At 60.0% G+C, this 17080-nt stretch carries 17 protein-coding genes; 8 read left to right on the top strand and 9 right to left on the bottom strand.

The features are described 5' to 3' along the window. The first annotated feature begins 217 nt into the window (after window positions 1-217). Both GPL20_RS04280 and GPL20_RS04275 read left to right on the top strand, forming a co-directional pair. Window positions 218-1519, top strand: a complete 1302-nt coding sequence (locus tag GPL20_RS04280; protein WP_157327987.1) for a T6SS phospholipase effector Tle1-like catalytic domain-containing protein — start codon at window positions 218-220, stop codon at window positions 1517-1519. A gap of 291 nt (window positions 1520-1810) precedes the next feature. Beyond that, complete coding sequence (locus tag GPL20_RS04275; RefSeq protein WP_157327985.1) at window positions 1811-3280, top strand: amidohydrolase family protein; 1470 nt, start codon at window positions 1811-1813, stop codon at window positions 3278-3280. Window positions 3281-3453: 173 nt separating this feature from the next. Here GPL20_RS04275 and GPL20_RS04270 read toward each other — a convergent pair whose 3' ends face one another. The 5 genes from GPL20_RS04270 to GPL20_RS04250 all read right to left on the bottom strand — a co-directional run bounded on the left by GPL20_RS04270 (window position 3454) and on the right by GPL20_RS04250 (window position 8191). After that, window positions 3454-5961, bottom strand: a complete 2508-nt coding sequence (locus GPL20_RS04270) for a DEAD/DEAH box helicase family protein (protein WP_157327983.1) — start codon at window positions 5959-5961, stop codon at window positions 3454-3456. 37 nt (window positions 5962-5998) lie between these two features. Further along, the gene (locus GPL20_RS04265) at window positions 5999-6385 is read right to left on the bottom strand and encodes a DEAD/DEAH box helicase family protein (RefSeq protein WP_157327981.1); all 387 of its coding nucleotides are present in this window, start codon (window positions 6383-6385) and stop codon (window positions 5999-6001) included. Window positions 6386-6570: 185 nt separating this feature from the next. Next, window positions 6571-7296: an SOS response-associated peptidase gene (locus GPL20_RS04260; protein WP_157327979.1), complete on the bottom strand. Its 726-nt coding sequence runs from the start codon at window positions 7294-7296 to the stop codon at window positions 6571-6573. Window positions 7297-7299: 3 nt separating this feature from the next. Beyond that, window positions 7300-7749: a hypothetical protein gene (locus tag GPL20_RS04255; protein ID WP_157328225.1), complete on the bottom strand. Its 450-nt coding sequence runs from the start codon at window positions 7747-7749 to the stop codon at window positions 7300-7302. Between the two features lie 46 nt (window positions 7750-7795). Beyond that, on the bottom strand, window positions 7796-8191 hold the full coding sequence (locus GPL20_RS04250; RefSeq protein WP_205751136.1) for a hypothetical protein: 396 nt from the start codon (window positions 8189-8191) through the stop codon (window positions 7796-7798). Between the two features lie 144 nt (window positions 8192-8335). Between GPL20_RS04250 and ku the strand changes: the two genes are divergently transcribed. Further along, complete coding sequence (gene ku / locus GPL20_RS04245; RefSeq protein ID WP_157328223.1) at window positions 8336-9265, top strand: non-homologous end joining protein Ku; 930 nt, start codon at window positions 8336-8338, stop codon at window positions 9263-9265. Between the two features lie 478 nt (window positions 9266-9743). Then, window positions 9744-10568 carry a ribonuclease HII gene (gene rnhB, locus GPL20_RS04240; protein WP_157327975.1) on the top strand — a complete coding sequence of 275 codons (825 nt, stop codon included), beginning with the start codon at window positions 9744-9746 and terminating at the stop codon, window positions 10566-10568. 28 nt (window positions 10569-10596) lie between these two features. Here the strand turns inward: rnhB and ligD (GPL20_RS04235) are convergent, their stop codons facing one another. Further along, a complete protein-coding gene (gene ligD / locus GPL20_RS04235; protein WP_157327973.1) occupies window positions 10597-11544 on the bottom strand; it encodes a non-homologous end-joining DNA ligase in 948 nt (315 codons plus the stop codon). Window positions 11545-11804: 260 nt separating this feature from the next. Between ligD (GPL20_RS04235) and GPL20_RS04230 the strand changes: the two genes are divergently transcribed. Continuing rightward, the gene (locus GPL20_RS04230) at window positions 11805-12005 is read left to right on the top strand and encodes a hypothetical protein (RefSeq protein WP_157327971.1); all 201 of its coding nucleotides are present in this window, start codon (window positions 11805-11807) and stop codon (window positions 12003-12005) included. Between the two features lie 15 nt (window positions 12006-12020). Beyond that, entirely contained in the window at window positions 12021-12443 is a 423-nt protein-coding gene (locus tag GPL20_RS38680) for a hypothetical protein (RefSeq protein ID WP_254125778.1), read from the top strand. A gap of 179 nt (window positions 12444-12622) precedes the next feature. On the opposite strand, the gene GPL20_RS04225 is transcribed toward GPL20_RS38680, so the two are convergent. Genes GPL20_RS04225 through GPL20_RS04215 form a run of 3 tightly spaced genes read right to left on the bottom strand, consistent with a single transcriptional unit; the run spans window position 12623 to window position 15066 of the window. Continuing rightward, window positions 12623-13186 carry an MOSC domain-containing protein gene (locus GPL20_RS04225; protein ID WP_157327969.1) on the bottom strand — a complete coding sequence of 188 codons (564 nt, stop codon included), beginning with the start codon at window positions 13184-13186 and terminating at the stop codon, window positions 12623-12625. Further along, window positions 13186-14868: a DNA polymerase/3'-5' exonuclease PolX gene (locus GPL20_RS04220; protein WP_157327967.1), complete on the bottom strand. Its 1683-nt coding sequence runs from the start codon at window positions 14866-14868 to the stop codon at window positions 13186-13188. The genes GPL20_RS04225 and GPL20_RS04220 overlap by 1 nt, the downstream gene beginning before the upstream one ends. Further along, window positions 14869-15066 carry a hypothetical protein gene (locus GPL20_RS04215; RefSeq protein ID WP_246250090.1) on the bottom strand — a complete coding sequence of 66 codons (198 nt, stop codon included), beginning with the start codon at window positions 15064-15066 and terminating at the stop codon, window positions 14869-14871. Window positions 15067-15423: 357 nt separating this feature from the next. On the opposite strand from GPL20_RS04215, the gene ligD (GPL20_RS04210) reads away from it, so the two are divergent. Further along, window positions 15424-16314, top strand: coding sequence for a non-homologous end-joining DNA ligase (gene ligD, locus GPL20_RS04210; RefSeq protein WP_246250088.1), 891 nt, complete (start codon window positions 15424-15426; stop codon window positions 16312-16314). Between the two features lie 34 nt (window positions 16315-16348). Next, the gene (locus GPL20_RS04205) at window positions 16349-16654 is read left to right on the top strand and encodes a hypothetical protein (protein ID WP_157327961.1); all 306 of its coding nucleotides are present in this window, start codon (window positions 16349-16351) and stop codon (window positions 16652-16654) included. Window positions 16655-17080: the final 426 nt, after the last annotated feature.

Genomic DNA, 17080 nt, shown 5'->3' with positions numbered 1-17080 from the left:
AGGCGATGCGCCGTTGGCGCACGCCTGGACGGGCCTGCGGCCCCAGGCACTTCAAGGCCAAGTGCCGCGAAGAATCGGACGGAGGGAAAACCCGCCCAAGTAGAATGTGCATTATTTAAGCGCACGACGTGCATCGAATCGGCGGCCGGCATATTCTCCTGCAAAGTCGCCGATTCTCTCTTCAGTCGGCCAATTTCATGCAGCCGGGGTCTACGTCATGAAGGTTCTGCGATGGATCGAGCGGATTGCGCATTCGATCGGCCTCTTGCTTGCGATCGTGGCCATAGTCTGGATCGGGGTGATTATTGGTCGTCCTTCGGAGAAAAGTGGAAATCAGCCGAACTTCGTCGGCGTAGAGCAGCAGCAGAAGCGCCTCGCGATTTTTCTCGACGGCACATGGAATAGCATCAACAGCAATACGAACGTCTGGCGCATGCGCGCGCTTTGCGCCGCGAAAAGCAAGGATGGTAAACCTCAGCTCGTCTACTACGAGGTCGGGGTCAACGGTTTCCTGGGCGGTGTTTTCGGCCAGGGGCTCGATGAGAACATCCGCCTGGCCTACGAGTGGCTCATCGAGAACTACAACGACGGCGATGAAATCTTCATTTTCGGCTTCAGCCGTGGCGCGTTTACGGCCAGAAGCCTGGCTGGGTTGATCGCCATAGATGGCATCCTAAAAGCAGGTTCACCCATCGGCGTGACCGAATTGTTTGATCGCTACAGGAAGGGTGACGAGGAGAGCATTTGGACGTTGAAGGAGAAGGAAGCGTCCGGGGACACCAGCAAGCTGACCGAGCAGGAAAAGTGGCTGCTCAAATATTCCCAGCCGGCGAAAGTGAAAGTTGTCGGCGTTTGGGATACCGTTGGATCCGTCGGCGTTGCGGCCGGAAATATTCCGGGCATTAGCCGCTCTCAATTTGACTATCTGCAGACGGGATTACGCATCCACATCCTGAACGGCTATCACGCCCTTGCCGTCGACGAGCACCGCAACGACTTCGCTCCAACGCTGTGGGACGTTCGCCACCCGAAAGATCCGAACGCGGTGATAGCGCAACCGCGTCCGCTCTCCGGTGTTGAGCAGCGCTGGTTTGTCGGTGCCCACGCAAATGTTGGTGGCGGCTATCAGACGGATCTGCTTGCTCAAGCTCCGCTGCGCTGGATGATGAAGAAAGCGGAATCTCAGGGGCTCTCGTTCCGATCGGAGGTCGATCTGGATGGAGATGCTGTGAAAGCACCGATTGCCGACTCCTATGCATCGTTTGGCTCGGGATTGTACGCCAAGATTTCTCCGCCTCTGTTCCGGACGATCGGCCGAGAACCGGATGTCCGGGAAGACGGAAGCCACATCAACGTCAACGAGACGATCGACGCGAGCGTGTTCCAGCGGTGGCGTGCCGATCCAGCCTATCGGCCGGCCAACCTCCTGGAATGGGCGCAGCGCAAGAAAGTTGATCCTGCGCAGTTGCAAGCTTCCGTGCGAGCCGACGACCCCCACGTAATCGTGCCGGACCAATAGACTCGCGCGAAGTGCCGCTGCCTAACTTCTGGCCGGTTAAAGAGGAGGACCGCAAGTCGGATGTATTGGCGCCAGCGCTGAGGATGTTGACTGGCCTTCCTTACCTTTTTACTGGCCGCGCTTTGCATCGGGTCAGCTTGGCTACCTCGCGAAGGTTCTGGCGGACGTGCGCCGTATGCCAGCGCCACGCATTTTCTTTAGTACAAGCATTGGTTGCCCTTGAGAGTACGTGGCATCATCAGGTAGGTTTTAGGTTCCACTTGAGATCTTCATTGGTGTTAAGGGGCGCAAATGAGGCTTCATTCCCTGGCTTGTGCGGTGCTTTTGGCCTGGTGTTGGACGGGCGCCAGCGCGCTCGCAGCCGAATGGAGCGTCGCCGGCGTCATGGTGACGCCAAACGGCATCCTCGCGGATGGAACGTTGTCGATTTCGGGCGATGGCAAGATCCTGAGCGTCGGCCCTAGCGCGTCGGCGCAGCCGTCAACGTCTCCGGTCAAATTGTCAGGCGTTATTTTGCCCGGCTTCATCGATCTCCATGACCATCTCACCTGGAATATTCAGCCACGATGGCTGCCCGGCCGCAAATTCAACAACCGGTATGAATGGCAGGATTCCGCGGAATACGACCGCTTGCTGAACAATCCGCACTATGCCGCAATGCCGGCTGTAGCCTGCGAAGCCGAGATCTATGCAGAAATCAAGGCGCTTGCCGGTGGCGCGACGTCCGTCGTTGGTGGACTGTTGAGCAGTGACAAGACCTCGGAGAACCATAAGTGCGTTGCGGGACTTGCCCGAAATCTCGATACCGATTCCGGCTTCTTGCAGCAGCAACCGGTCTTCGATGACAAATGCCCCACGGTAAGACCTGAAACCGATCGCAAGATTCTTGATGTCGTCGACAATGAGGTCTTTCCGCTCGAATTGACGCACGAGAGGTTCGAGTATCTTCTGTGCGCGCTCGACCATAAGACCTTGCGGGGCATGGTGGTCCATCTCGCGGAGGGCGCGAGCACTGATTCCGCCGCGCACCGTGAATACAGCATGCTCAGCAAGGAAGTGTTGCTCGCACCCGTCATTGGGAAGCCCAAGCCTGTTCCTATTCCGCGGGACGGTCTTGCCCTCGTTCACGGTACGGCTTTGCGTGACGCGGATTTTCTCGGCATGAAGGACAGCAACGTCGGACTCATCTGGTCGCCACGTAGCAATGACGAACTCTATGGCTCGACCACCAACATTGCCGCCGCCAGGTTAGCAAAAGTGGACATCGCCATTGCGCCCGATTGGAGCCCGTCCGGCAGTGCGGGCATGCTACAGGAAATGGGTTACGCATACAGGCATTATGGCGTCAGTTCCGACGAGCTCGTGGCCATGGCAACGTCGACGCCTGCGAAGCTCGTCAGAATATCCGACTACATTGGTGCGCTGGCGCCCGGGCAATTCGCGGATTTTGTCGCTCTGAACGTCGCAATCGACACCACCCGCCCCAATACTCTTAACCCTGTCGTCAAGGCCACCCCCGCCAATGTGTCGCTTGTCGTGGTCGGCGGGCAAGCGGTCTACGGCGACAAAAACTTGCTGCAGCAGCTTTTGCCGCCCGGCGCCGTCACGAGCGATTTAAAGGTGTGCGGGGCGGATAAACTGGTGAATCTGTCCGGCACCGGCGCTGCCGCCCATGGATGGACGCTCGATGACGTCAAGGCCCACCTTAAGCAGGCTCTCGAGGCGCTCGGCACGTCACTCACTGACATCGAATGCGATTGATCTGAAGAAATGACGTAACCGTCCGCAGGACGGGCTGCTGCGGGGGCCGCAGCACCAGCTACTCCCTTGTGCTTTGGCGATGCAGATGAGACCGAACGACGCAGTTAACCGAGCATTGTGGTCGCGCCTCCCGACAAGCCAGGCGCTTCGAGGCGTCCTGAAGATCAAAAGGCTCACGCGCTCGCCCAGACTTCAAGTTGTTGGTGTCCGCCCCGAACGAGATAATAGCTCGATGCGGCTAACACCTCCGCAAGTCGCGGTTCCAGGTTGCCTCTGGTGATCCCTGGCTGGACGACGACCATTCCAAATCTGGCGGGTCGCCGCGTTGCCAGCTCAAGCATCAGTGCATCATCACCACGCACAAGTCTGCCGACACCTTTTCTTCGGCGCATGCGGTCCAGAGATCGGTCGACCAGGCGGGGGAGGTCGCACCAGATCATTGATTTAACTGCTTGTGCGCAGACCTCGTAGACATCATCCACGCGATTGCCAGGTTGAACGCCACCTGCGCCTTTGCAGTGATACAGTGTGACATCGACACCATCGTCGGCCGCAGGGCGCAGCACGATAAAATCTGCGGCCTCGCCGCTTCCGTGGTCCCAGTAAACGACGGCGTTCTCAACGATATCTAGTTGCCGTGCGAGAAACACCTGGATGGAGCTGCCGAGAACGCGCCCCCGATTATCGGCGTATTCGGTCGTAATATCTACGCCAACGCCTTGCCAATCGATCACCCTGATCTGTTGAATGTCAAACGGGTTGTACGGCTCGGCGGGAGCAGGAAAGTGTTCGTCGCCACAGACCCGAGACCAATCATCCAACATCAGGTTCAACGGGTTGTCGTTCAAATAATCGACGATGTCCTCCACGCGACGACCGAAAGCGAGCTCCACTTTGACCTGGTCGTCCGACAGATAGGAGAATTGCGGGCTCTCGGCGATCTTGAATTGGATTCGTGTCTCCAGCCCTAGGCCTTCCAGCAGGAGCCGAGCGCCTTTGGCATCCGACTCTTCAACTTCGAGGCTGAATTGCGTGAGGGAGTCTTCCGCCGGCCGGCCGGCGATCTCGAATTTCGCGATAGGGGGATCGATATAGATATCCTTGTCCCATTCGGCCCACAAAACACGGGCAGGGATGGCATCGATAATCTCGCCCATCTGAAGCAAATCAAGATTGCTGCCGGTTACCGCAGCCCTCTCGTCCAGTATTTTTCGGGCCAGATTTTTGCACCAGCCCAGCAGCTCTGGCAGAGTAAAGGACGTGTTGCTCCAGATTTTAGAGGCGCTGCTCAGACCAATCGTTACCTCGTTCCCATTCTCGATGGCGCTCCCGAAGCAATGGCCGCGATGGAAGAGGCGGGCGTCTTCAGCCCGAATTGCCTCATCCACATGAGACCCAGTCAACATGCGGTAAGACTCCGTCAGGCTCGATTGCTGACGGTTTCGCATGCCGACATTGTAGAAGCGGGCCTGCTCTAGTTCCTTCAGCGCCCGGTTGAGTTCTGATAAACGGAGTATCTTGGGATCATATCCGACGAGGTCGCGCACAAGCCGGCGATAAAGGCCGTCGCCGCGGGAAGAAGCGCAGATGAAAAGAAGCGATGAGGCCGGGTCGAAGTAAAAGATGAAAAGGTCGTATTCCACATCAATGAGCGTATCGTCCGTCGACCATGGTACAGGCGAGCGCATCCTTGTGACATAAACGCTTGAATTTGTATCCTCGCTCACGCGCCCGAAAATCTGCTCCCGGTCGACACCAAAATTCGGCACAGCGTTGATGTCGAACGCTTCGCGCAGCCTGTAGATTTTCACGTGCGCATAGGGCGAGAGCGAATACAGCGACATATCAGAAAGGTCGGGGATCGTGCCTACGTCATGGCCGAACGTCTCGATAAACTCCCGTGCTTCGACTTCGCGCTGTACCCGCGCGGCGCTGAGGTTAGGAATGATGTCGGACCAGACCGCGCCGGCCGAGTACAGCTTCTCCGCTTCGACCTTCACACCAGAGGCTGTAGCCAGAAATGTAGCGTCGCCCAGCCGCTCGCCGGCTGTTCTCGCGAAGCGTCCAATAAACTGAAGAGTAACTGCCAGAGAACGATGTGGCGAGTGCACAGCCGCGATCTTGAGGCGGGGCATGTCAAAGCCTTCGCCAAGCATGTTGACGCAGATGATGCCGTCCAATTCATTGGCAGCAAGGTTTGCAAGGACCCGCTTAACGTAGGCGAGCGAATGAGTGCCCTGGATCAGCTTGAGCCTCAGCCCCGTATGCGTTTCGTAGAGCTGGACCAGCTCGGTTGCTCGTTTCTTGCTATCTGTTCGGACCATCAAGAGGTGATCAAAGCCTGCACCCCGATCAGCCGCCAGTTTCCTCTCTGCCGCTTGAGCAACAGCGATGTCCTCCATCTGCTGGCGGTTCTCACCCGGAGGGATTTGATCGACGAGTTGAAACTGGATGTGGCCAAACACGCCATCCTGGTAGGCGCGCTTAAGATCGTAAGTGTAAGCGAAGCGGCCCAGTATTTCGCGGTCATCACGGCGGAACGGAGTGGCCGTAAAGAGCACCCGTCGGGCGTCTTTGAACATGTCGAGTGTAGCAGTCCACGAGGCTGCCGGACTGTGATGGGCCTCATCAACCAGGATCAGGTCGAACAGATCAGCGGGCGGCACCGGGATCTGTTCCAAGTGCGGACTGACGCTTGGCACGGTAGCGACTACGACATCAAACTTCCCGAAGACTTTCCCATTGCAGAGGGTCGGTGATTCTGCCGCTCGTCGCCATGACGTTTGGTTCTGGCAGATCGGCGGGAAGAGCGCCGAGGCGCTTCAAGACGCCGAGTTTCTTGAAGTCATCGGCGATTTGCTCACGCACGAGCCGGCTTGGCGTTAAGACCAGGACACGGTTGGCTCTTAGCAGAAAAGAGCTTGCCTGCAGGACCGCCGTTTTGCCGGTCCCAGTCGGCATCGTAATAATCGCTGCGTCTTTACGCCCGCTGAAATGAGAGCCGACGGCGAATAACGCGCCACGCTGGGCTTCCCGAAAACCAGGCGTTTCAGGGTCTGCAAGCGGAAAAGTAAGCTTTAAATAATGGTCTAAAAAGTAAGACACGCGCGAATCTCCTTCCCTAGGGATTCTGCGGCACGCCTAGTCTTTACTCAACCATTAGATGTTGACGGATCGGGGACTCTCCCACGGCGAGTTCGCCCGATCTGGTGTTCAAACGGAAAGCCCTAATCCGCCAGAGGCATTGGTTATTCGGCAATCTCAATTTTGCACCCATGTGTCTTCCTCCGTCACGTCGCCGGACCCGCCGGATCTTCCTTGACACCTCGGGCGACGATCCGGAGCGTTCCATCGGCAAGCGGCCGCTGCAGCATCAGAGCCTCGTCGGGAGGAGCGGTCATCCAGGCCTCGACCTCTTCCGGCGTCGTTAGGATCACAGGCATCGCCTTGGGGTGGATGGCTCCGACCTCTGCGTTCGGCTCCGTCGTGAGGAACGCGTAGAGGTCATTGGTGGTCTCACCTTCCTTGACCTTCCGGACGGAGGTCCAATTTGTCCAAATGCCCGCGAAGCAGGCGAGGGGACGGCTCTCATCGAGCGCGAACCAGATATCGCCGCCCTCGGTCTTGTTGAATTCGCTGAATGAGTTGAATGGTACCAGGCAGCGATTTTCGGTCCCCAGCCATCGCGTCCAGTGCTTGCTCTTCACGTTGCGGATGTTTGTTGTGCCGCTGTCCGGCTCCATTCTGAGCAATCCCTTGAAATCCACCACCTTGCCTTTGGCCTGCAGCTTCTCGGCTCGTTTTTTGGTGGCGTCCATCAGCGACTTTGACGACGACGGCATTCCCCACCGCGCCGTAGCGAGTTCGCGCCCCTCGACCCCGTTGCGCACAATCGGTGCCTTGTAATCAGGAAAAACACCGGGCATCGGCGCCAGATTGCCAACGTATTGGTTCACGACGCGGAACAGCGCGCTGATCGCGGCTTGGTTGGTCGTGATCGAATAGAGATTGCACATCGGTCAGGATTCGGTTCGAGAGTGGCGCGGCTGCCACGTCAACTGTAGCAGAGTCGCGGACGGACGCTGGCCCGCCTTGGCGCATTTGCGGCAGCGCAGCCGGCTGGCGAGATCGTGCACGAAGGTGGTCGGCGGGTGCTTCATCGCAGCGAGGTCCACGTCGCTCGGCGTCTTGCAGCGCGCGCACCTGATCTCGAGCCAAGGGAAGCCTCCGTTCACGGCCTGATCGATGGTCGGCGACGGATCGATCGGTTCGCCGTCACTCCACATCCGCTCGTTCCAGCTTTCGCAAAGCAGCCTGTCAGCTTGCTGGATCATCGCCTCGCCTTTGGCCCGCATCTCCGCCGACTGGGTAGCCAGGATGTTAGCCATCGCGCGTGCCTTGCCGAGCTCTTTTGCCAGAGCCTTGCGATCGCCGCCCGACAGGGGCGTAGGGTGATACTTCGGGGCCATCCGGACATCCAGGCGCAATGAGATCGGATCGGCAATTGCAAAGTGGCTACGGCGTCTCGAATGCTGGCCAGCACCCATCTTCTTCATGCCTGCCGGTGCGCTGCTGGCAGGTGTTGTCGAGCAGCCGTTGCGCCACGTCCTTCCAGACGGCGTTGGCGCCATACAGCCGGACCGCATCGGCGGTCTGGATCTCCACGGTTCGCTCGCAGCGGCGGCAGGAGATGCGCAGCACATGGCCCTTGATTTCCGAAAGACGTCGCTGTCGGGCCTGGGCCAAGGTCGCGCCGGCGCGAGGGTCTTTGAGGACCGATTCCCAATATTCGGCCGGGAGCGGGGCATCCGGACCCGCAGCGGACGGGGCTCGTCTACGGGCGGCGTCAGCGGCCAGTTTTTCCATCTGCTTCGGGGGCGGCATGCGCCAGCTCGCGGGTCGGTCGGTCATGTTCGAATTAGAACATAACAAGAACAAATGTCGAGTCCGACCCAGCGGTGGCTGAGAAAAATCCTCCTTTGTGGACGGGCCGCGATGTCGGAACCAAGCCGGTTCGTTCGTCTTGAATCCCGCAACAGTATGGAGTTCCGCGAGATGGCCCCCCGCGCTAACTGGAAAGGTTTCCTGCGTCTTTCCCTCGTCACTTGCCCGGTCGCGCTCTATCCGGCCACCTCGGAATCCGAAAAGGTCTCGTTCAACCAGCTGAACCGTAAGACCGGCCATCGGATCAAGTATGCCAAGGTCGACGCCGACACCGGCGAGGAGGTCGACAACGAGGACATCGTCAAGGGCTACAAGGTCGACACCGATACCTTCATCGAGCTGACCAAGGAGGAGCTCGAGAACGTCGCGCTGGAATCGACGCGAACGATCGAGATCGACGAGTTCGTCGACCGCAGCGAGATCGATCCGAGATATCTCATTCGCCCCTACTATCTGCGTCCTGACGGTAAGGTCGGGCACGAGGCCTTTGCGGTCATTCGAGAAACCATCCGCGAAATGAACAAAGTCGCGATCGGACGCGTGGTGCTGACCAATCGCGAGCACATCATCGCGCTGGAGCCGATGGATAAGGGCTTGATGGGAACGCTGTTGCGCTATCCCTACGAAGTCCGTCCCGCAGATGAGTATTTCGACGATATTCAGGACGTCAAAGTCACCAAGGACATGCTTGATCTCGCCAAGCATATCGTCAATCAGAAGTCGGGCCATTTCGAGCCGGACAAGTTCGAAGACCAGTACGAAACCGCGCTCATCGATCTCATCAATCAAAAACGCGCTGGCAAACCCATCACCGCGAAAGCGCGTCCTCGAGGTGAGAACGTCGTGGATCTGATGGATGCGCTGCGCAAGAGCATTGGAAGAGAGGAAGCGGCGACAGAGGCACCCAAGAAATCAGGCAAAAAGCCGCGTAAGGCCGCCGCGGGGCAGAAGGAAATGCTGATGCCGATCGCAGGCAAGAAGCCGGCGAAAGAGGCCGCGGCCAAAAAGCCGGCGGCCAAGCCGCAGCGGAAATCGGCTTAGGTATGTCGTAAAGCATTCGGTGACGTCGGACGGCCACTACGTCGTCCTCGCGGCAGGCTCTGGCGGATGGCAAATCCCACCCGACCATGTCACGGGAGATCATTTGATCGACAGGCTAAGATGGCGCGGCGAGGGGTGCGCGGCGCCAGGAAAGGTGGCGGGCGGCGAAGCCGAAGCAACGGTGCATAGGGTCGTGGAAGAGGTTAGGCGAGCGCTCGACTAGCGCGGTTATCACGCGATCGCCTCTTCTCCGTCGCTTGCACGACGTACTGGCCTTGCTCGGGGATGAACACACGAGTTGGTTCCTCTGAGGCTGATGGACGCGGTGCCGGTGGCGCGGAATTGGGCCCAGATGAGAGCCGCCGGTTCCTTCGAGAGGGCGTTGCGCAGGCAAAATCAGGCGGGATAGGTACTTCAGACAATCGCCACAAAGTTCACCGACACGCCTCCCACACAGCCTTTCTCCACCAAAGCCGCGATGTCCCAATATTCACTTGAGGTTTTGCGTCAGCGCTACGTCATCGAGAAAAGACCGCTCGAGGCCAGCGTGGAGCAGATCTTGCGGGCCGACAGCCGCGCGGGAGCGCGTGCCATCCTGGCTGCAATCGATAAACGGCGCTATGAAAATAGGTCCGAAGGGCAGCGGCTCCGCAAGATGCTCCGCTTCGAGACCTCTCTCTGGGAAAGCGGCCATCAAGCCGTGGCAGGCGTCGATGAGGCTGGAATGAGCCCTCTCGCCGGGCCGGTCTCTGCTGGCGCCGTGATCTTGAAACCCGGCACGCGGATAGTTGGGATCGACGACTCGAAAAAACTTGACGCTGCGGCTCGCGAAGAACTCGCGAAGGAGATCAAGGAAAAGGCAGTCAGTTGGTGTGTGGTGTTCGTTGAGGTCGAGGAGATCGACGCGATCAACATCTATTGGGCAGGCATCCAGGCTATGCAGCGCGCGGTCCGGGGGCTAGGGCTGACGCCGCAGCACTTGCTGATCGATGCGAAGCGGTTGAAGGAAATTGATATTCCTCAGCAGGCTATCATCAAAGGCGACGCCAAGTCCGCCAGCATCGCTGCCGCCTCCATTCTCGCGAAAGTCGAGCGCGACGCAGTTATGCGGACGCTCGACGTGCGTCACCCCGGCTACGGATTTGCGGATCACAAGGGCTACCCGGTGCCGGCTCATTATGAGGCGCTCGCAAGGCTCGGAGCATGCGCAGCACACCGAAAATCGTTCGGACCTGTACGCAAGGCTCTCGGCTTGCCGCCTCTGCCGCCATGGCCTTCGGCATCAGAGCGCGAAGCCGGCTGAATTCCAAATCGTCCGCTTCGTCTCGGAGTTATTTTCGCGACCAGCTCTTTTCGCGAACGACGTCCGCGGCCTTTTTGTCGGACCGCAGCCCGAGATAGACTGGCTGGCGCAGCTCGCCCTTGCTGGTCCACTCCGCGAACTTCACTTCTGCGACCAACGCAGGACGCACCCAGGTCGTGACCTGCTCATCCTTCACCTTAGCAGGGAAGGGCGACTTGGCGCTCTTGAGCTTCACGAGCTTGCCGTGAAGCTCTTCGAGAACTTCGTGGCTGAAGCCAGTCCCGACGTGGCCGATGTACCGCCAGCCATCGCCTTCGCGTACCGCCAGCACGAGAGCGCCGAAGAACGGCCGGGTTCGCCTCGGCGCCGTGAAGCCGGCGATCACAACCTCCTGCCGTTGCGCGGTCTTCACTTTCAGCCAGTCGGCGGTCCGGCGTCCGGACGCGTACGGGCTATCGGCGCGCTTGGCCATGATGCCTTCGAGATGTCTCCGTTCGGCCTTTGCGAAAAACTTTGTGCCGCTGCCTTTGCGATGGTTGCTGAAAGCGATCAGCTTGTGACGTGGCAGGATAGCCTTTAGCCGCTTCTTGCGCTCGAGGAGCGGCAGCGCACGAAGATCCTCGCCGTCTACGAACATGAGATCGAAAACGCAGTACGCAAGCTTAGCTTCGTGGCGCAGGGCGTTCTGAAGCAACTGGAAATGGGATATGCCGTCCTTTCCGATCGCAACCAGCTCGCCATCGATAACAGCGTCCGCCTTCACGCCTTCAAGTGCTTTCGCGACCTCGACATAGGAGTGGCTGATGATCTTCCCGTTGCGGCTATAGAGCGCGACCCGACCACCCCGGATTTCCGCGACCATGCGAAAACCGTCGAATTTGTCCTCGAAGACCCAATTGGGATCGTCGAACGGTGAATCTGTCAGCGTGGCCAGCATGGGCTGCAGGCGGCGAGGCAGGGTTGATTTTCGAGCCATGGCTGGACGACGGGAAGAGAGATGGGGAGGAACTAGTGGTATGTATCGTGAGTTCCGTGCGACACTCGAAGAAGATGGCCGAGCCCAGGTCCCAAAGCTCGGGCGTGCAACGTCACCGGGTGCGCTGCCCGCGCTCTGAGCGACCGTTGTGACAATTCTGCTCGCCAATTCGATGCTGTATTGCAGCGAAGTTTAACATTCCTGAATCCACAAGCCGGCAAGAACGGTTAGGATGGGACTTTCCCTCTTGGGGGCACCTCATGTTCGACACGGCAACCACCGCGCTTTTGCGCGCGGTCCTCGATGAAGTCTGCGAATGCGTCTCGCAGCGCGAGATCGGTGCTCGTACCCACGTCGCCTCGAAGATTCTGGAGGCCGCTACCAGGGGCGAGATTTCTCCGGAGGCTCTCAAGCAGGTCGGTCGCGATGCCCTCTCGCACGCGCCCACGATGTGGCGCTGATCCGGAGGAGCGGGCGTGAACTTCCAGGTGACCGTCCTCAAGATCCTGGTGGCATATCCGGATGGGTTTGCCGTGATGGAGGACCTCAAGAGGGACATGGCCATCCTGGCCACCAGCGGACGCGATTGGGCGGACCGGACCAGACGCCTCGCGGAGCGGGTTCCGGATCTCGACATCTGGTCACAAGGGCTGGTCGAGCGCACCAGCGGCGGTTGGAAGATCACGTCCAAAGGACGGGCGGCGCTTGAGTTCATGGAAGCCCGCCCTGCTGCACCCGAGCGGAGCCAGGCGTCGGTGGTCGAGGAGACTACAGCTGGAATGGAGGTCGCGACGGACGTTCCTCCGCTGCGGCAGCCCGCCGATCGTGCCAAGCGTCGCCGCGAGCGCCGGGAGCGTCGCCGTGAGGCCCGTGAACGAGCGAGGGCGAATGCCTCTTGACGGGCGGTCGAGCCAAAGAAAAAGCCGCCAGCGAAGCTGGGCGGCTTGATAGTCCCGGACCGTCGATTGCCTCCCCAGCCCCAAGCGTACCGCCGTTACCTTGTTTGCGGCCATGCCAACCCGCTCTACCCAGCGCTTTTCGATTCGGCCATCGATCGGCCGAGTTGTACACCGGGCTCTTACAGCGCCGGCAAGGTTTCAAAGGAGATGGACGGAAGGTGCACCCGCGCGGTGTCGCCGGCCGCTATCGCTCCACCGGCTCGAACCACTCCTAGCACCCCGCATGTGAATGGAGGCCCCGTTTCCGCCGACGAGAGCGCGTGCCGTTTCAGGCCAGCTCGGAAGCGGTCGATTAGGACACAGGGCGTGCGGAGGCCTGTCAGCTCGATGATCGCCGTGGGCCCGAACTCGATCAACGTCCCGAGGGGCATCAGTTCGAGGTCGAGGCCAGCCGTGGTGATGTTCTCGCCGAGGTCTCCCGCTGCGACCGCGAAGCCAGCTTCCCCGAGGTGCGCAAATCGCTCCGACGCGATCAGGTGAACCTGCCGCAAATTGGGAAGCCGTGGGCGACGACGGGCGAGGTATCGGTGCCTGACAAACGGACCGGCGTGGGCGTCACCTTCGACACCATGGCCTTCCACCAGAACGATCTGCCCCCGTGGCGGCTTGCTGAAGTGGTGCCCACGGTCGGCAGACACCGAAATCACCCTTCCCTCAAGCGAAAGGTGGAGCGCGTGCGACATCAGGCAGCGTGGGCGAGCGAGCGCCGCTTCTGGCGGAGGTAGCGCGTGATCTCGGGAAGCGTCATCGCATTCAGGATCCGCTCGGCGGGGACGCCGCCCTTCCGGGCCATCTCGACGCCCCAGTGCATGTGGTCGAGCTCTGGAATCGAGTGCGCGTCCGGATTGATGCTCAGCATGCAGCCAAATTCGAGCGCGGCCTGGTGCCAACGCCAGTCCAGGTCAAGGCGCCAGGGATGCGCGTTGATCTCAACGACGACGTCGTGCTTCGCACAGGCACGAAGCACCTTCTCGACATCGATTTCGTAGCCCGGCCGCCGCTGGAGCTGCCGCCCGGTCATGTGGCCGATAATGGTCGTGTGAGGATCGGAAATGGCTCGCAGCAGCCGCTGGGTCTGCGCCTTGCGGTCCAGTTTGAAACGGCCGTGGATGCTGGCGACGACAAAGTCGAAACGTTCAAGCACCTTCTCATCGTAGTCGAGCGACCCGTCAGCCAGAACGTCCGACTCGATGCCTTTCAGGATCCGGAAATCCTTGCCGAAGCGCTTGTTCAGGCGGTCGGCTTCCCGGTGCTGCTGCACGATCTCTTCGAGGGAGAGACCGCCGGCGTAATGGGCGGACTTGGAATGGTCGGCGACCCCGAAATACTCGAAGCCGCGCTGGCGCGTCGCCTTTGCCATGGTCTCCAGGGTCTCTGTCCCATCGGAGGCATCGGTGTGGCAGTGCAGAATTCCGCGCAGGTCCTTGTCGGTCACAAGCTTCGGCAACTTACCCTTCAGGGCCAGCTCGACCTCGCCGCGGCCCTCCCTGAGCTCGGGATCGATGAAGGGCAGCCCAAGAGCCCGGTAGATGTCGGCCTCCTCGCCGGCAACCAGTGTCCGGCCCTTGTGCAAGCCGTCGGCCTCCAACCGCATGCCCTTCTCGGCGGCCAAGGCTTGGAGCTGCTCGATGTGAGCGGCGGAGCCGGTGGCGAAGAGAAGGGTGGCGCCGAAGTGTTTGCGATCGGACAGCCGAATTTCCAGTCCGTCGGCGGGTGACGGCTTCGATACCTTGGCGGTCTCCGGAGCTTCCGCAACGATGGCGAGATCGCCGACGAGCTCGCAGCCTCGACGGAAATCGCCGGCGATCGTCACACGCTTGAGCTCAGGCCGGCCCTTGCGGACCGATTCCTTCGCGTGCGCGAGCAGGGCGGCGGCTCGGTGCAGGTGGAGGCGGCCTTCTCCACTTCTCGCGATCGCGAGGTTCTGCAGGATCTTGGTCTGTAGCGCAGGGCCGAGTCCTTTCGCCTTCTTGATGCGATCGTCCTTGGCGGCGGCCTCCAATTCCGCGAGCGAGGCGATGCCGAGGTCCTGGTAGAGGCGCAGCACCTTCTCTGGTCGCAAACCGGGCACGGCGAGCATCTCGAGCACGCCAGTGGGTATTTCCTTCCGCAGCTTTTCCAGGCTCGGATGAGTGCCCGTCTTGTGAAGTTTGGTGATGATGTCGGCTATCGCGTCACCGACGCCGGGGATTTCTGTGAGCTGATCTTCCGCGATGAGCACGTCCAGAGGAACGGCAAGGGTCGCCAGGCTATCGGCGGCCCGAGAGTAGGCTTTCGCCCGGTAGGGATTGCCGCCTCGCAAGGCGGTGCGCTGCGCGTACTCTCGCAAGAGACCTGCCACACCGCGAGCGTCGAGCGAAGGCATTCAGCGGGCCTCCCGGTTCGAGCTTTGCCGCGCCGCCGGAGTAAGGCGCCCGGAGCCGTCAGTTGACCGGCGATCGAGAGAATCCTCGAGCTTCTGAGCTGAACGAAAATCGTCCAGGTACTGGATATTGGGGCCGTAGGCAGCCTCTTTCTTGAGGAGATTGTAGATCCGACCGGCCACCAGCTGCAGATGCTTCATCCGGCCTCGCGGCATGGATCTCGCTTTGCATAGAGCTCGGACGGCGTAGGCCCGAAAGTAATCGAATGCGTCTGACATGCCAGGTAAACGCCCGCTATCGACCGGAGTTCGATGCAGGAGGGAGTGGTCTTTTCGGCACTGCACTAAACACGGGCTGGGTCGCTCATATTCGAAAGCTTGAGAACCGGCGAGGTCGTAGGAACTCCTCGCCACCTTCGAAGTTGCGAGACTCGTTGAGTAAGGTAGGTAGACTGCCCGCCGCCGGCCCCAACCCGGCGGCGGGTTTTTTGTGAGTTGCGTAGCGTGGCAAAGCGTACAAGAGCGGCGCCTCCGGCCGAGAAGCCAGAAGCTCCTCAGATGCCGGGGTTCATCAGCCCCCAACTGGCAACCCTGAAGATGAAGGCACCTTCGGGATATCAATGGATTCACGAAATCAAATACGATGGCTACCGCATCCAGCTCCGGATCGACGGCGACGATCGCCGCGCCTACACCCGCAACGGCTACAATTGGGTCAGCAAGTTTTCAAGAATTGCTGCCGCTTTCGATATTGAAGGTCAGGCCATCGTCGACGGCGAAGTCGTCGTCATCCATGCGGGGCGCACTAATTTCTCTGAGCTGCAGGCAGACCTCGGCAGAGGCGATCAGGACCGACTGATCTTCTTCGCGTTCGATCTGCTGTGGCTCGACGACAAGGATTTGCGCAAGGAGCCGCAGATCGGACGGAAGAGGCTGCTCAAGGAGCTGATCGACAATCACAAGCTCGAGGAGCCGATCTTGTTCAGCGAGCATCACGAGGGTGACGGGCAGGCGCTGTTCGTGGCCGCCAGCAAGTTGAACTATGAGGGCATCATCTCAAAGCGCGTGGACGCGCCATACCGATCCGAACGGGTCGAAGCCTGGCAGAAGATCAAGGTCGTCCAGAAGGGTAAGTTTCCCGTGGTCGGCTTCATCAAGGACCCTTCCGGCGTCGCTGCCCTCTATCTGGGCAAGCAAGAAGGTAAGGACCTCGTCTACATGGGGAAGGTCGGCACGGGATGGAGCCTGACCACCTCGGCGCAGATCCGCAAGGCGCTGGATACCGTAGTCAGCCCGAAGCAGAGGCTGACGAAGACCATCAGGAAGCCGAAGGCCACGTGGGTCGAACCGAAGTTCTATGCTGACATCGAGTACCGCGACATCACTTCCGAAGGGCTCCTCCGGGCCAGCTCGTTCAAGGGGCTAAGTAGAGGAACGGGCCGTTCATAGCGGCGTTTTCCCGTGAGTATGTGGAGTACCGGTCATGGACCCTGAACAGCAAATTGCGAAGGCGTTGGAAGACGCTCAGGGCATCCTGGCCCGGTATGTCGAGCCTGGCCCCAGAAATTGCGAGCAAACCATAAACCAGCTGCTGGATGTGCTCGACGACGAGGCCGTCCTGCAGGCGCTGAAGGATGCGAAGATGGAAAAACCAACTGCAGAACAACTCGCCGAGCTCAAGAGGCTCAGCGCGATCGCACGGGTGCCGGATGAATCCGAGATCGTCACCTCCAAGGAAGAGGCCGAGACCCGGATCCGTGACCTGAAAGACAAGGCCCGGATGGAATGATGCCTGAGAAGCCCACGAATGCCGTGGAGCTCCAATGCTCCGAGGACGACATTCAGCGCGATCAACTGGGTCCGCGCGGCGTACCCGGCAAGGAAAGTCCGGCGAGGATGACACCTCAGCGGGAGAAGAAGACGCCCAAGGACGTCCATCCCGGACATCCGGCATGAACTCGATGGAGACGTTCGATCCCGATATGCCGTGTCGCGTGCACGATGGACTCAACGACCAGATCATCGAATGGAGCCCTCAGTGGGCTTCGATGTACCGCGAGCACGCGTCGAAATGGGATGAGGGCGTCATTTCCTGGGACGGCCTTCTGCTTGACGGGTGGGCGCCCATCCTTCCGAGTCATCCTTCCGGTCACTGACGCGTCGCAGCGAAGCCGGCCCGGAACTCCCGATTCCTTGCGGGATCAAGCATCCGCAA

The sequence above is a fragment of the Bradyrhizobium cajani genome (assembly GCF_009759665.1).
Lineage (GTDB): Bacteria > Pseudomonadota > Alphaproteobacteria > Rhizobiales > Xanthobacteraceae > Bradyrhizobium > Bradyrhizobium cajani.
Note: the sequence above shows the minus strand (reverse complement) of the source record. Positions and strands in the feature narration are given on the sequence as shown.

What these genes read in the sequence shown, in the direction of transcription:
- GPL20_RS04230 (WP_157327971.1), top strand. Translation starts at nt 11,805, where the DNA reads ATGTTCGACACGGCAACCACCGCGCTTTTGCGCGCGGTCCTCGATGAA.
- GPL20_RS04225 (WP_157327969.1), bottom strand. Translation starts at nt 13,186, where the DNA reads ATGTCGCACGCGCTCCACCTTTCGCTTGAGGGAAGGGTGATTTCGGTG.
- GPL20_RS04260 (WP_157327979.1), bottom strand. Translation starts at nt 7,296, where the DNA reads ATGTGCAATCTCTATTCGATCACGACCAACCAAGCCGCGATCAGCGCG.
- rnhB (WP_157327975.1), top strand. Translation starts at nt 9,744, where the DNA reads ATGTCCCAATATTCACTTGAGGTTTTGCGTCAGCGCTACGTCATCGAG.
- GPL20_RS04255 (WP_157328225.1), bottom strand. Translation starts at nt 7,749, where the DNA reads ATGGCCCCGAAGTATCACCCTACGCCCCTGTCGGGCGGCGATCGCAAG.
- GPL20_RS04280 (WP_157327987.1), top strand. Translation starts at nt 218, where the DNA reads ATGAAGGTTCTGCGATGGATCGAGCGGATTGCGCATTCGATCGGCCTC.
- GPL20_RS04215 (WP_246250090.1), bottom strand. Translation starts at nt 15,066, where the DNA reads ATGAAGCATCTGCAGCTGGTGGCCGGTCGGATCTACAATCTCCTCAAG.
- ligD (WP_157327973.1), bottom strand. Translation starts at nt 11,544, where the DNA reads ATGGCTCGAAAATCAACCCTGCCTCGCCGCCTGCAGCCCATGCTGGCC.
- GPL20_RS04275 (WP_157327985.1), top strand. Translation starts at nt 1,811, where the DNA reads ATGAGGCTTCATTCCCTGGCTTGTGCGGTGCTTTTGGCCTGGTGTTGG.
- ligD (WP_246250088.1), top strand. Translation starts at nt 15,424, where the DNA reads ATGCCGGGGTTCATCAGCCCCCAACTGGCAACCCTGAAGATGAAGGCA.
- GPL20_RS04205 (WP_157327961.1), top strand. Translation starts at nt 16,349, where the DNA reads ATGGACCCTGAACAGCAAATTGCGAAGGCGTTGGAAGACGCTCAGGGC.
- GPL20_RS04250 (WP_205751136.1), bottom strand. Translation starts at nt 8,191, where the DNA reads ATGACCGACCGACCCGCGAGCTGGCGCATGCCGCCCCCGAAGCAGATG.
- ku (WP_157328223.1), top strand. Translation starts at nt 8,336, where the DNA reads ATGGCCCCCCGCGCTAACTGGAAAGGTTTCCTGCGTCTTTCCCTCGTC.
- GPL20_RS04220 (WP_157327967.1), bottom strand. Translation starts at nt 14,868, where the DNA reads ATGCCTTCGCTCGACGCTCGCGGTGTGGCAGGTCTCTTGCGAGAGTAC.